Source organism: Streptomyces dysideae (genome assembly GCF_001514305.1).
Taxonomy (GTDB): domain Bacteria; phylum Actinomycetota; class Actinomycetes; order Streptomycetales; family Streptomycetaceae; genus Streptomyces; species Streptomyces dysideae.
The window spans coordinates 14883-27796 of sequence record NZ_KQ949094.1 but is presented as its reverse complement, the minus strand read 5'-3'; the positions used below and the strand labels follow the sequence as shown (position 1 = coordinate 27796).

At 70.0% G+C, this 12914-nt stretch carries 14 protein-coding genes; 13 read left to right on the top strand and 1 reads right to left on the bottom strand.

Annotation, left to right across the window (positions count from 1 at the left end; all coding sequences use genetic code 11):
- The first annotated feature begins 19 nt into the window (after positions 1-19).
- From AQJ91_RS27765 to AQJ91_RS27740, 6 genes are all read left to right on the top strand, one after another.
- Positions 20-328, top strand: coding sequence for a DUF2469 domain-containing protein (locus AQJ91_RS27765; protein ID WP_005311352.1), 309 nt, complete (start codon positions 20-22; stop codon positions 326-328).
- 118 nt (positions 329-446) lie between these two features.
- Entirely contained in the window at positions 447-821 is a 375-nt protein-coding gene (locus AQJ91_RS27760; protein ID WP_067026939.1) for a YraN family protein, read from the top strand.
- Positions 822-2447: a YifB family Mg chelatase-like AAA ATPase gene (locus AQJ91_RS27755; protein ID WP_067026937.1), complete on the top strand. Its 1626-nt coding sequence runs from the start codon at positions 822-824 to the stop codon at positions 2445-2447.
- Positions 2444-3604 (top strand): DNA-processing protein DprA, encoded by a 1161-nt coding sequence (gene dprA, locus AQJ91_RS27750; protein WP_067026935.1) that lies wholly within the window; start codon positions 2444-2446, stop codon positions 3602-3604. Before AQJ91_RS27755 ends, dprA begins: the two co-directional genes overlap by 4 nt.
- 301 nt (positions 3605-3905) lie before the next feature.
- Entirely contained in the window at positions 3906-4748 is an 843-nt protein-coding gene (whiG, locus tag AQJ91_RS27745; protein ID WP_067026933.1) for an RNA polymerase sigma factor WhiG, read from the top strand.
- A 93-nt stretch (positions 4749-4841) separates the two neighbouring features.
- Positions 4842-5399 (top strand): TetR/AcrR family transcriptional regulator, encoded by a 558-nt coding sequence (locus tag AQJ91_RS27740; RefSeq protein WP_067026931.1) that lies wholly within the window; start codon positions 4842-4844, stop codon positions 5397-5399.
- A 73-nt stretch (positions 5400-5472) separates the two neighbouring features.
- Here the strand turns inward: AQJ91_RS27740 and AQJ91_RS27735 are convergent, their stop codons facing one another.
- Positions 5473-6060, bottom strand: a complete 588-nt coding sequence (locus tag AQJ91_RS27735) for a M23 family metallopeptidase (protein ID WP_079085231.1) — start codon at positions 6058-6060, stop codon at positions 5473-5475.
- A 270-nt stretch (positions 6061-6330) separates the two neighbouring features.
- On the opposite strand from AQJ91_RS27735, the gene rpsB reads away from it, so the two are divergent.
- From rpsB to rlmN, 7 genes are all read left to right on the top strand, one after another.
- Positions 6331-7245: a 30S ribosomal protein S2 gene (gene rpsB, locus AQJ91_RS27730; protein WP_067026929.1), complete on the top strand. Its 915-nt coding sequence runs from the start codon at positions 6331-6333 to the stop codon at positions 7243-7245.
- Between the two features lie 173 nt (positions 7246-7418).
- Positions 7419-8255, top strand: coding sequence for a translation elongation factor Ts (gene tsf, locus AQJ91_RS27725; protein WP_067026927.1), 837 nt, complete (start codon positions 7419-7421; stop codon positions 8253-8255).
- Between the two features lie 184 nt (positions 8256-8439).
- Positions 8440-9198, top strand: a complete 759-nt coding sequence (pyrH, locus tag AQJ91_RS27720) for a UMP kinase (RefSeq protein ID WP_067026925.1) — start codon at positions 8440-8442, stop codon at positions 9196-9198.
- Positions 9199-9366: 168 nt separating this feature from the next.
- Complete coding sequence (frr, locus tag AQJ91_RS27715) at positions 9367-9924, top strand: ribosome recycling factor (protein ID WP_067026923.1); 558 nt, start codon at positions 9367-9369, stop codon at positions 9922-9924.
- Positions 9924-11075 (top strand): phosphatidate cytidylyltransferase, encoded by a 1152-nt coding sequence (locus tag AQJ91_RS27710; protein ID WP_067026921.1) that lies wholly within the window; start codon positions 9924-9926, stop codon positions 11073-11075. Before frr ends, AQJ91_RS27710 begins: the two co-directional genes overlap by 1 nt.
- Positions 11076-11200: 125 nt before the next feature.
- Positions 11201-11650, top strand: a complete 450-nt coding sequence (locus tag AQJ91_RS27705) for an SRPBCC family protein (protein ID WP_067026919.1) — start codon at positions 11201-11203, stop codon at positions 11648-11650.
- Positions 11651-11775: 125 nt separating this feature from the next.
- Positions 11776-12882, top strand: a complete 1107-nt coding sequence (gene rlmN, locus AQJ91_RS27700; RefSeq protein WP_067026917.1) for a dual-specificity RNA methyltransferase RlmN — start codon at positions 11776-11778, stop codon at positions 12880-12882.
- Positions 12883-12914: the final 32 nt, after the last annotated feature.

Sequence of the window (12914 nt, the reverse complement as noted above, 5' to 3'; positions counted from 1 at the left end):
GGCTGAAGGGGAACATGCCATGAGCGCCGAGGATCTCGAGAAGTACGAGACCGAGATGGAGCTCAAGCTCTATCGGGAGTACCGCGATGTCGTCGGTCTGTTCAAGTATGTGATCGAGACCGAGCGGCGCTTCTACCTGACCAATGACTACGAGATGCAGGTGCACTCGGTCCAGGGTGAGGTGTTCTTCGAGGTGTCCATGGCGGATGCCTGGGTGTGGGACATGTACCGGCCGGCCCGCTTCGTGAAGCAGGTTCGAGTGCTTACGTTCAAGGACGTGAACATCGAGGAGCTGAACAAGAGCGACCTGGAGCTGCCGGGCAGCTGACGGGCGACCGATGGTCACCCGCAGGGGTGACGGAGTTGTCCACAACCGCTGAGTAGTCCACCGAGATCCACTTCTTGGCGGCGGGTGCGTGACGGTTGGCGCCGGAGGTGGTGCCGACATGAACACCCGCAACGCACAACGCAGCGCACTCGGCAGGTACGGAGAGACACTGGCCGCGCGGCGGCTGGTCGAGGCCGGGATGACGGTCCTGGAGCGCAACTGGCGCTGCGGCAGGACCGGAGAGATCGACATCGTGGCGCGGGACGGGGACGTCCTGGTGGTCTGCGAGGTCAAGACGCGGCGGGCGGGTGCCTTCGAGCATCCGATGGCGGCCGTGACACCGGAGAAGGCGGAGCGCCTGCGGAGCCTGGCCGAGGGCTGGCTCCACGCCCATGGCGGGGCACCCCCGGGAGGCGTCCGTATCGACCTGGTCGGCGTAGTGCTGCCACAGCGCGGCGCACCCGTGGTCGAGCACGTGCGGGGGGTGGCCTGAATGGGGTTCGCTCGGACGTGCTCGGTGGCGCTGGTGGGCGTCGAAGGTGTGGTGGTCGAGGTCCAGGCGGACCTCGAACCGGGGGTCGCGGCGTTCACGCTGGTGGGGTTGCCGGACAAGAGCCTGACGGAGAGCCGGGACCGGGTCCGGGCCGCGGTGGTCAATTCCGGGACCGCCTGGCCGGCGAAGAAGCTGACGGTGGGGCTGAGCCCGGCCTCGGTGCCGAAGGCCGGCAGCGGCTTCGACCTGGCCGTCGCGTGCGCCGTGCTCGGCGCCGCCGAGCGGATCGATCCGCGCGTGCTCGCCGACATCGTGATGATCGGGGAGCTGGGCCTGGACGGGCGGGTGCGGCCCGTCCGGGGCATCCTGCCCGGCGTGCTGGCCGCGGCGGAGGCCGGCTATGAGCAGGTGGTCGTGCCCGAGTGCGCCGCGGCCGAGGCCTCGCTGGTGCCGGGCGTGTCCGTGCTGGGCGTGCGCAGTCTGCGCCAGCTGATCGCCGTCCTCGCGGACGAACCGGTACCCGACGAGGAACCGGACGACCAGAGCCGGCCGGACCCGCTCCTCGCCGGGCTGCGCGTGCCGGGAACCGGCGCGGCCACGGGGATGCACAGCATGGGCGCCGCACATCCCGACCGCGGCCATGACCTCGCCGACGTCGTGGGCCAGATCTCGGCGCGCACCGCGGCGGAGGTCGCCGCAGCGGGCGGACATCACCTGTTCCTGGAGGGGCCGCCCGGCGCCGGCAAGACGATGCTCGCGGAACGGCTGCCGGCCATCCTGCCCCGCCTCAGCCGGGGGGAGTCCCTGGAGGTCACGGCGGTGCACTCGGTGGCGGGCCTGCTGCCACCGGGCAAGCCTCTGATCGATGTCGCCCCCTACTGCGCCCCGCACCACTCGGCGACGATGCAGGCACTCGTCGGCGGCGGCCCCGGCATCGCGCGGCCCGGCGCGGTGTCGCTCTCCCACCGGGGTGTCCTCTTCCTCGACGAGACGCCCGAGTTCAACAGCCAGGCACTGGACGCCCTGCGGCAACCCCTGGAGGCGGGGCATGTCGTGATCGCGCGCAGCGCGGGCGTCGTGCGCTTCCCGGCGAAGTTCCTGATGGTCCTGGCGGCCAACCCCTGTCCGTGCGGCCGCTTCTCCCTGGCGGACGACCTGTGCGAATGCCCGCCCTCGGCGATCCGCCGCTACCAGGCCAGGCTGTCCGGTCCGCTGCTCGACCGGGTCGACCTCCGCGTCGAGGTGGACCGCGTCACCCGCGCCCAGCTGACCGGGCGCGGCGCCCGGGGCGAGTCCACCCGGACGGTGGCCGACCGGGTGCGGGCGGCCCGGGAACGGGCGGCGGCCCGCCTCGCCGGCACACCGTGGCTCACCAACAGTGAGATCCCCGGACGGGAGCTGCGCAGCCGTTGGTACGCGGCGACCGGCGCCATGGACGAGGCGGAACGGAACCTCGAACGGGGCGTCCTGACCGCCCGTGGGCTGGACCGGGTCCTGCGCGTCGCCTGGACCGTCGCCGACCTCGTCGGTCACGACCGGCCCGACGCGACGGACGTCGCCCTCGCCCTGCAACTGCGCACCGGCGTACCGCGCGGCGTGCCCATGGCCATCGGGGCGCTGACGTGAACGGCGGCGACGATCCGGAGGACGAGCTGCTCGACCGTGTCTTCCTCACCCGGGTCGTCGAACCCGGCGACGAGGTCGGCGGGCGCTGGCTGAGGGAGTACGGGGTCCGGGAAGTGGTACGGCGCTTGCGGGCGGGGGCGGAGCCCTTGCCCGGGGTGAGTTACAAGCGGTGGGAGGGGCTGACGGCGCGGTCCCGGCTCGCCGAACCGGAGAGGGATCTCGCCGTTGCCCGGGAGGCCGGGGTGCGGTTCGTGGGGCCCGACGACGGGGAGTGGCCCGGGCAGCTCGATGATCTCGGGGATGCCCGGCCACTGGGGCTGTGGGTTCGGGGGCGGCCCAGTCTGCGGATGTGGGCGCTCCGGTCCGTGGCCGTCGTCGGCGCACGGGCCTGCACCGAGTACGGGGCGCACATGGCGGCCGTGCTGGGCGGCGGGCTGGCCGAGCGGGGGTGGGTCGTCGTGTCCGGCGGCGCCTACGGGGTCGACGGGGCCGCCCATCGGGGCGCCCTCGGGGCCGGCGGGGCGACCGTCGCCGTGCTCGCCTGCGGGGTCGACCGGCCCTATCCCCGCGGACACACCCAGTTGATCAGCCGGATCGCGGAACAGGGGCTGGTGGTCGGGGAGTTGCCGCCCGGGGACCATCCGACGCCCAGCCGGTTCATCGTGCGGAACAGGGTCATCGCCGCGCTGACCCGGGGCACCGTGGTCATCGAGGCCGCCCATCGGAGCGGCTCGCTGGTCACGGCCCGGGCGGCGCAGCGGCTGGGGCGTCACACGATAGGGGTGCCCGGACCGGCGACCAGTGGGCTCTCCGCGGGGGTGCATGAACTCCTGCGGGGCGAGGCCGTGCTGGTCACCGATGCCGCAGAGGTCGTCGAACTGGTGGGAGACATGGGGGAGCTGGCGCCCGACCGGCGTGGGCCCGTGCTGCCGCGGGACCTGCTGGAGGCGGACGCCCGAAGGGTGCTGGCCGCGTTGCCCGGGCGCCGGGCGGCCACCGTGGGCGAGATCGCGCGGGGCGCGCAGACCGCCGAGGACGACGCGATCGCGAGACTGTACGAACTCCGAGCACTTGGTTACGTCGAACGACACGGCGACGGCTGGAAGTTGACACGCCAGGCGATGATCTCCGTTCGCGGTGGTCGGAGTCGATGCTGACCCAGCGTGTTCGGCCGTCCGGGGGAACCCGGACGCCCTTGGGAATTCCCGCAGTTGGCGGGTTTCGGTGATCACGCAGAGCGATCATCGTGACCCGGCGGGGCGTCCAGCGGAACGTATCTGCGCATGGTCCGGGCTCCGCCCTTCGCGCACCGCGACCTTCCAGTCACGCTACGCTCACGAGGATTACGACGCAGACCGCCACCAGCGACACCAGACCGACATCACCGATATCACCGACATCAGGCCGGCAGCTCCCCCAGGCGCCCCCACTTCACGGCAGAACGGCACAAGGCGACGAATGCCCCAGCACACCTCCGGGTCCGACCGGGCGGCGATCCCCCCAGCCGCCCGCGACGGTGGCAGCGTGCGGCCCTCCGCTCCCTCGACGCTCGACGAGCTGTGGCGGTCGTACAAGGCGACGGGTGACGAGCGGCTGCGCGAGCAGCTGATCCTGCACTACTCGCCGCTCGTGAAGTACGTGGCCGGCCGGGTGAGTGTCGGGCTGCCGCCCAATGTGGAGCAGGCGGACTTCGTGTCGTCGGGGGTGTTCGGGCTGATCGACGCGATCGAGAAGTTCGACATCGAGCGGGAGATCAAGTTCGAGACGTACGCGATCACCCGGATCCGGGGCGCGATGATCGACGAGCTCCGGGCGCTGGACTGGATTCCGCGCTCGGTGCGGCAGAAGGCGCGGAACGTGGAGCGGGCGTACGCAACGCTCGAGGCGCGGCTCAGGCGCACGCCGTCGGAGGGGGAGGTGGCCGCTGAGATGGGCATCGCGGTGGACGAGCTCCACGCGGTCTTCAGCCAGTTGTCGCTGGCGAACGTGGTGGCGCTGGAGGAGCTGCTGCACGTCGGGGGTGAGGGCGGGGACCGGCTCAGCCTGATGGACACGCTGGAGGACACCGCCGCCGACAACCCGGTGGAGGTGGCCGAGGACCGGGAACTGCGGCGGTTTCTGGCGCGGGCGATCAACACCTTGCCCGAGCGGGAGAAGACCGTGGTCACGCTGTACTACTACGAGGGGCTCACGCTCGCCGAGATCGGCAACGTGCTCGGGGTGACCGAGAGCCGGGTCAGTCAGATCCACACCAAGTCCGTGCTTCAGTTGCGGGCGAAACTGGCCGGCTTCGGTCGGTGACCTGGCCGAATGGGGAGCCGTCCGGCGGGATGACTCCCGCCGGGGGTGGCGCGTCCGTAAAGTGGTGACGTGCCAAGGATTCGAGCGGCCTCCGTGGCCGAGCACCGGTCGATGCAGCGAGCCGCCCTGCTGGACGCGGCTCGTTCCCTGTTGTCCGAGGGTGGGACGGAGGCACTGACCTTCCCGGCCCTCGCCGAACGGACGGGGCTCGCGCGGTCGTCCGTGTACGAGTACTTCCGGTCGCGGGCCGCCGTGGTCGAGGAGCTGTGCGAGGTCGACTTCCCCGTGTGGGCGGCGGAGGTCTCGGCGGCGATGGAGCAGGCGTCCACGGCCGAGGGCAAGGTCGAGGCGTATGTGCGCAAGCAGCTGGCGCTGGTCGGGGACCGGCGGCATCGGGCCGTGGTGGCGATCTCGGCGAGTGAGCTGGATGCCGGGGCCCGGGAGAAGATCCGGGCGGCGCACGGCGGGCTGGTGGCGATGATCGTCGAGGCGTTGGGGGAGATGGGGCACGCGGAGCCCCGGCTGGCGGCGATGCTGCTTCAGGGGGTTGTTGACGCGGCCGTGCGGAGGATTGAGCTGGGGGCGGCGGAGGAGCCCTCGGCGATTACCGATGCGGCTGTGGCCATGGCTCTGCGGGGGGTGCGGGGCTGACGTCGGCGTGGCCGGGCGGGCTGCGCGGTGGCGTTCGCCTGAGTGCGCAGCACCAGCGCACGTCTGCCCGCAGCTACGGCGACTTGGCAGGCAACGGCACGCCCAGTACCGGCAGGAGCCTCGACGGCCCCCTGTGCAGGAGCCACGGGGGCAGTAGGGACAGTGGGTCCAGGTACGTCCTGCCTCTGAGCAGGCCCCAGTGCAGGCAGCTCGTGGGACAGTGTGTGGCCGTCGGCTCCACCATGCCCACCACCTCGCCCGCCTCCACCTCCTCGCCCTTCTTCACAGACGGGCGTACTGGCTCGTATGTCGTGCGCAGGGGTGGGTCGCCCGTCTCTCGCAGTTCCAGTGAGACGACCCCCTTTCCCGCCACCCGGCCCGCGAACGACACCCGGCCCGGGGCCACCGCCCGTACAGGTGTGCCCGGGGGTGCTGCCAGGTCCACGCCTCGGTGGCCGCGGGCGTAGGGGGTCGGCGGGGGATCCCAGCCGCGCAGGACCCCGGGGTGTGTGCCCACGGGCCAGGAGCGGGCGATGGCCGGCACTGAGGCGGGTACCTCTGTGCCTGCCGGGATGTCCCGGAACCCGGGTCGCATCGACACCGCTGCCGTCAGGACCAGCAGCCACCCCACCGTCGTAGCCACGCATCGCTTCGCTCGCATGCGAGAACCGTGCCGCACACCCGGCGATCATGGCCGGGATCTGTGGATAACTCCCGGGTTGTGGACAGCGGCGTCACCCGGTGCCTTGTGGGTCCCGTACACTTCTTCTGGCGATCCGGGTCACCGGGTCGACTTCGCACGCCCCGACACCGGGCCGCTATCCGGCCGGTGTCAGCGCTCCTCGGTCCTTCGTGGCACGGCGCATGTGGGCGTCAGGCGCGGAAGCCGTCCGGCTTCCGCGGCACAACCGAGAAATCAAGGAGAACGGCCATGGCCGTCGTCACGATGCGGGAGCTGCTGGAAAGCGGCGTCCACTTCGGTCACCAGACCCGTCGCTGGAACCCGAAGATGAAGCGCTTCATCTTCACCGAGCGCAACGGCATCTACATCATCGACCTGCTCCAGTCGCTGTCGTACATCGACCGTGCCTACGAGTTCGTCAAGGAGACCGTCGCCCACGGTGGCACGGTCATGTTCGTCGGCACGAAGAAGCAGGCGCAGGAGGCCATCGCCGAGCAGGCCACCCGCGTCGGTATGCCCTACGTCAACCAGCGCTGGCTGGGCGGCATGCTCACCAACTTCTCGACCGTCTACAAGCGTCTGCAGCGCCTCAAGGAGCTCGAGCAGATCGACTTCGAGGACGTCGCCGCGTCGGGTCTGACCAAGAAGGAGCTCCTGGTCCTCTCGCGTGAGAAGGCCAAGCTGGAGAAGACCCTCGGTGGTATCCGCGAGATGCAGAAGGTGCCCAGCGCCGTCTGGATCGTGGACACCAAGAAGGAGCACATCGCGGTCGGCGAGGCCCGGAAGCTCAACATCCCGGTCGTCGCCATCCTCGACACCAACTGCGACCCCGACGAGGTCGACTACAAGATCCCGGGCAACGACGACGCGATCCGCTCCGTCACCCTGCTCACCCGTGTGATCGCCGACGCGGTCGCCGAGGGCCTCATCTCCCGCTCCGGTGTCGCCACCGAGGGCAAGGGCGAGAAGGCCGCGGGCGAGCCGCTGGCCGAGTGGGAGCGCGACCTGCTCGAGGGTGAGAAGAAGGCGGACACCGAGGACGCAGCCCCGGCCGCCGCTGAGGCTCCGGCTGCCGCCGAAGCCCCCGCCGAGCCCGCCGCCGAGGCCCCTGCCGCCGAAGCCCCCGCTGCCGAGGCTCCGGCCGCGGACGCCGAGCAGGCCTGACCTTCACGGTCGTACGGCTGAGATGACGGCGGGTGGCGCCGAGCACGCCACCCGCCGTTCACCCACAGCCCCTAGATCTTCGTAGCCCGTAGATCTTCGGCGGACGCCCGCCCCACGAGCGGCGGCGGCCGCCGCCTCCGAGACTTCGAACTCCGAGAAGAGATTCACAGATCATGGCGAACTACACCGCCGCTGACGTCAAGAAGCTCCGCGAGCTCACCGGCGCCGGCATGATGGACTGCAAGAAGGCGCTGGACGAGGCCGAGGGCAACGTCGACAAGGCCGTCGAGGCCCTGCGCATCAAGGGCCAGAAGGGCGTCGCCAAGCGCGAGGGCCGCTCCGCCGAGAACGGCGCCGTGGTCTCCGTCATCGCCGACGACAACACCTCTGGTGTCCTGGTCGAGCTGAAGTGCGAGACGGACTTCGTCGCCAAGGGCGAGAAGTTCCAGGCCGCCGCCAACACGATCGCCGAGCACGTCGCCAAGAGCGCCCCGGCCGACCTCGAGGCCCTGCTCGCCTCCGAGATCGAGCCCGGCAAGACCGTCCAGGCGTTCGTGGACGAGGCCAACGCCAACCTCGGCGAGAAGATCGTCCTGGACCGCTTCGCGCAGTTCGCCGACGGTTTCGTCTTCGCCTACATGCACCGCACCATGCCCGACCTGCCCCCGCAGATCGGTGTCCTGGTCGAGCTGGACAAGGCCGACGCCGACCTGGCCAAGGGCGTTGCCCAGCACATCGCCGCCTTCGCGCCCAAGTACCTCTCCAAGGAGGACGTGCCGGCCGAGGTCGTCGAGACCGAGCGCCGCGTCGCCGAGGAGACCACCCGCGCCGAGGGCAAGCCCGAGGCCGCCCTGCCGAAGATCGTCGAGGGTCGCCTCAACGGCTTCTTCAAGGACGCCACGCTGCTCGGCCAGCCGTACGCGCTGGACAACAAGAAGTCGGTCCAGAAGGTCCTGGACGAGGCCGGTGTCACCCTGAAGCGCTTCACGCGCATCAAGGTCGGCATCTGAGTCCGTACCGCGATCGACGCTCGACCCCGATAAGGTCGACAGCAGTCTTCCGCGGACGCCGCTGCGCACGCGTGTGGCGGACGACAGCAGATCTGACGAGGAGGCCATTGCCGAGCATGGGATGCGAACACCCTGCGGCAATGGCCTTCTTCGTATGTGCGACACGTTAAAGAGGCGAGAACCCATGACCACCAAGGCCCAGAAGAGCGACGACGGCAAAGTACGCGGCCGGTTTCTGTTGAAGCTGTCCGGAGAGGCCTTCTCCGGTGGCGGGGGTCTGGGCGTCGACCCCGACGTGGTGCACAAGATCGCCCGCGAGATCGCGGCCGTCGTGCGGGACGGCGCGGAGGTCGCCGTCGTCATCGGCGGCGGCAACTTCTTCCGCGGCGCCGAACTGCAGCAGCGCGGCATGGACCGGGCCCGCTCCGACTACATGGGCATGCTCGGCACCGTGATGAACTGCCTCGCCCTCCAGGACTTCCTGGAGAAGGAGGGCATCGACTCGCGCGTCCAGACGGCCATCACCATGGGCCAGGTCGCCGAGCCGTACATCCCGCTGCGCGCCGTACGGCACCTGGAGAAGGGCCGCGTGGTCATCTTCGGCGCCGGTATGGGCATGCCGTACTTCTCCACCGACACCACCGCCGCACAGCGCGCCCTGGAGATCGACGCCGAGGCCCTGCTGATGGGCAAGAACGGCGTGGACGGGGTCTACGACTCCGACCCGAAGACCAACCCCGAGGCCGTCAAGTTCGACTCGCTCAGCTACGGCGAGGTCATCACCCGCGACCTCAAGGTCGCCGACATGACCGCGATCACCCTGTGCCGCGACAACAAGCTCCCGATCCTGGTGTTCGAGCTTCTGGCGGAGGGCAATATCGCCCGCGCCGTCAGGGGTGAGAAGATCGGCACGCTTGTGGGTGACCAGGGCAGCCGGAACTGACGACCCGACAACAACCCCGTCCGGGGGACGGACGGGACGGACCCTGACCGGGGGATGGACAATGTCCTGACGGTCGGGAACCGTGCAGGAAGAAGACGCGACGCAGCCGGCCGCCGCCCCCACCAAGGAACCGCAGCCGGGCCTACTCAAGACACGCAGGAGCAAGTGGTGATCGAAGAGACCCTCCTCGAGGCCGAGGAGAAGATGGAGAAGGCCGTCGTGGTCGCCAAGGAGGACTTCGCCGCGATCCGCACCGGCCGTGCGCACCCGGCGATGTTCAACAAGATCGTGGCCGACTACTACGGCGCGCCGACGCCGATCAACCAGCTGGCTTCGTTCTCCGTGCCGGAGCCGCGCATGGCGGTCGTGACCCCGTTCGACAAGAGCGCACTGCGCAACATCGAACAGGCGATCCGCGACTCCGACCTGGGCGTCAACCCGAGCAACGACGGCAACATCATCCGAGTGGTGTTCCCCGAACTCACCGAGGAGCGCCGCCGCGAGTACATCAAGGTCGCCAAGGGCAAGGGCGAGGACGCCAAGGTGTCCATCCGCTCCGTGCGCCGCAAGGCCAAGGACGCCATCGACAAGCTGATCAAGGACGGCGAGGTCGGCGAGGACGAGGGCCGCCGTGCGGAGAAGGATCTCGACGACGCGACGCACAAGTACGTCGCCCAGGTGGACGAGCTCCTGAAGCACAAGGAAGCGGAGCTGCTCGAGGTCTGATGAACGACTCTTCCTGGGGCGCGCCGCCACATACCGGGTACTGGGGGCCGTCCGACCAGGGGCCTGTCCAGGGGTCTGCCCCGGCGGGCCCCGCGTACGATGCGCCTGAGGCGCGGCAGACTCGCCCCATGCCCGTCGTTCCCCACGTAGCCGATGTACCTGAGTACGGCGACGACCAGGATGACGACCGGGGGGCCGCTCGGCTGAGCGGTCCCTTGTTCCGCGACGAGACGCCGCAGGCGCAGACCTACGACACGCCGCAGGCGCGGCCCTACGGGGCGGTGCCGCAGAATCCGGAGCCCATGCCCGACGTCCCGCACCCGGCGCCCCAGCCGAAGAAGAAGAGCGCGGGGCGCGACCTGGGTGCGGCCATAGGGGTCGGCGTCGGGCTCGGCGTGGTCATCGTCGCGTCGCTGTTCGTCGTCAAGGCCGTGTTCGTCGGCGTCATAGCGGTCGCGGTCGTCGTGGGGCTGTGGGAGCTGACCAGTCGGCTCGAGGAGCGCAAGGGCATCAAGGCGCCCCTCGTCCCGCTCGCGCTCGGCGGTGCGGCGATGGTCGTCGCCGGATACGTCCGGGGTGCCGAGGGCGCCTGGGTGACGATGGCGTTGACCGCGCTGGCCGTCCTGGTCTGGCGGATGACGGAACCGCCGGAGGGCTACCTCAAGGACGTCACGGCCGGCGTCTTCGCGGCGTTCTACGTGCCGTTCCTGGCGACGTTCGTCGCGATGATGCTCACCGCCGACGACGGTGCGCAGCGCGTGCTGACGTTCCTGCTCCTGACGGTCGTCAGCGACACCGGGGCGTACGCCGTCGGCTGGCGCTTCGGCAAGCACAAGCTCGCCCCGCGCATCAGCCCCGGCAAGACCCGCGAGGGCCTGCTCGGCGCGGTGAGCTTCGCGATGGTGGCGGGCGCGCTGTGCATGCAGTTCCTGATCGACGACGGCACCTGGTGGCAGGGACTGCTCCTCGGCCTCGCGGTCGCGGCCAGCGCCACGCTGGGCGACCTCGGCGAGTCGATGATCAAGCGGGACCTGGGCATCAAGGACATGGGCACGCTGCTGCCGGGACATGGCGGGATCATGGACCGGTTGGATTCGCTGTTGCCGACGGCGCCGGTGGTGTGGTTGCTGCTGGTGTTGTTCGTGGGCTGACCTGGCTGTTGTAGTGCGTGGGAGCCCCTGCCCTTCCGAGGACGGGGGCTCCTCGGCTTTCCGCCGATGGTGTCCTGGCCCGTCTGGTGGGACGATTCGGGTGTAAGCCCTTCTAGGGGGTCACCATGTCAACCATCCGAGAAGTCATCGACGTCGACCGCACTCCCGAAGACGTCTACGCGTATGTCACGGACCCCTCTCATCTGCCGGAATGGCAGTTGAGTGCCGTCGCCACGGAGGTGCTCGACGAGGGGCCCATCCATCCCGGTTCCCGCGTCCGGGTCACCCGGCGCATCGGTGCCAGGGAGATTCCGATGACCGTTGAGTTCACCGAACTCGACCCGCCGCACAGCTGGGGTCTGCACGGCATCGAAGGCCCCGTCAGGGCACGCGCCCACGGTGAGATCGAGCCGCTCGACGACGGGCGGCGCTCCCGCGTGACGATAGAGCTCGACTTCGAAGGGCACGGCCTCGGCAGGGCCCTGGTGCCTCTCGTCGTCCGCCCCCAGATGCGCAAGGAGCTGCCGCGCGACGAACAGCTGCTCAAGGACCTGCTGGAGCGGACCGGCGGCTAGGGCCAGGCGCGGAACCTTTCTCCGGACGGGCGCTGCGGAAAGGGCGGCGCCTTTCCGCGTGCCCGGTGCACCGGCCGCTATTCGAGCACAGGTTCGAGCAAAAGATCTGCGACACTGGTACGGCCATGCCTAAGCCCGGAGAACTCACTTTCGTCGCCCCCCGCGGAGCCAAGAAGCCGCCGCGGCACCTTGCCGATCTCACGCCCGCCGAGCGCAAGGACGCCGTCGCCGCGATCGGTGAGAAGCCGTTTCGTGCCAAGCAGCTCTCGCAGCACTACTTCGCGCGGTACGCGCACGCGCCGGAGCAGTGGACCGACATCCCCGCCGGTTCCCGTGACCGGCTCCGGGAGGAGCTGTTCCCCGAGCTGATGACCGTCGTACGGCATCTGTCGACGGACCAGGGCACCACGCGCAAGACGCTGTGGCGGCTGTTCGACGGGACGCTCGTCGAGTCGGTGCTCATGCGCTATCCGGACCGGGTGACCATGTGCATCAGCTCGCAGGCGGGCTGCGGCATGAACTGCCCGTTCTGCGCGACCGGGCAGGCGGGTCTCGACCGGAACCTGTCCACCGCCGAGATCGTGCACCAGATCGTCGACGGCATGCGCGCGCTCCGGGACGGCGAGGTCCCCGGCGGGCCGGCGCGGCTGAGCAACATCGTCTTCATGGGCATGGGCGAGCCCCTCGCCAACTACAACCGGGTCGTCGGCTCCATCCGCCGGCTCACCGACCCGGAGCCGGACGGGCTCGGGCTGTCCCAGCGCGGGATCACCGTCTCGACCGTCGGACTCGTCCCGGCCATCCACCGGTTCGCCGACGAGGGCTTCAAATGCCGACTCGCGATCTCGCTGCACGCGCCCGACGACGAACTGCGCGACACCCTCGTACCGGTGAACACACGGTGGAAGGTGCGCGAGGTGCTCGACGCCGGGCTCGAGTACGCCGCCAGGTCCGGGCGCCGGCTGTCCATCGAGTACGCGCTGATCCGGGACATCAACGACCAGGCATGGCGCGGTGACCGGCTCGGGCGGCTGCTCAAGGGCAAGCCCGTGCACGTCAACCTCATTCCGCTCAACCCGACGCCCGGGTCGAAGTGGACCGCATCCCGGCCCGAGGACGAGAAGGCGTTCGTGGAGGCCATCGCCGCCCACGGTGTGCCGGTCACCGTCCGGGACACCCGTGGTCAGGAGATCGACGGGGCCTGCGGACAGCTCGCGGCGACCGAGCGGTAGTCTGAGCTCCGTACCTACATCTTCATATTCCG

Bases quoted from the DNA above. Each gene is read 5' to 3' on its own strand.
- tsf (WP_067026927.1), top strand. From the start codon at position 7,419: ATGGCGAACTACACCGCCGCTGACGTCAAGAAGCTCCGCGAGCTCACC.
- AQJ91_RS27735 (WP_079085231.1), bottom strand. From the start codon at position 6,060: ATGCGAGCGAAGCGATGCGTGGCTACGACGGTGGGGTGGCTGCTGGTC.
- whiG (WP_067026933.1), top strand. From the start codon at position 3,906: ATGCCCCAGCACACCTCCGGGTCCGACCGGGCGGCGATCCCCCCAGCC.
- AQJ91_RS27755 (WP_067026937.1), top strand. From the start codon at position 822: ATGGGGTTCGCTCGGACGTGCTCGGTGGCGCTGGTGGGCGTCGAAGGT.
- AQJ91_RS27765 (WP_005311352.1), top strand. From the start codon at position 20: ATGAGCGCCGAGGATCTCGAGAAGTACGAGACCGAGATGGAGCTCAAG.
- AQJ91_RS27710 (WP_067026921.1), top strand. From the start codon at position 9,924: ATGAACGACTCTTCCTGGGGCGCGCCGCCACATACCGGGTACTGGGGG.
- rpsB (WP_067026929.1), top strand. From the start codon at position 6,331: ATGGCCGTCGTCACGATGCGGGAGCTGCTGGAAAGCGGCGTCCACTTC.
- pyrH (WP_067026925.1), top strand. From the start codon at position 8,440: ATGACCACCAAGGCCCAGAAGAGCGACGACGGCAAAGTACGCGGCCGG.
- rlmN (WP_067026917.1), top strand. From the start codon at position 11,776: ATGCCTAAGCCCGGAGAACTCACTTTCGTCGCCCCCCGCGGAGCCAAG.
- AQJ91_RS27760 (WP_067026939.1), top strand. From the start codon at position 447: ATGAACACCCGCAACGCACAACGCAGCGCACTCGGCAGGTACGGAGAG.
- AQJ91_RS27705 (WP_067026919.1), top strand. From the start codon at position 11,201: ATGTCAACCATCCGAGAAGTCATCGACGTCGACCGCACTCCCGAAGAC.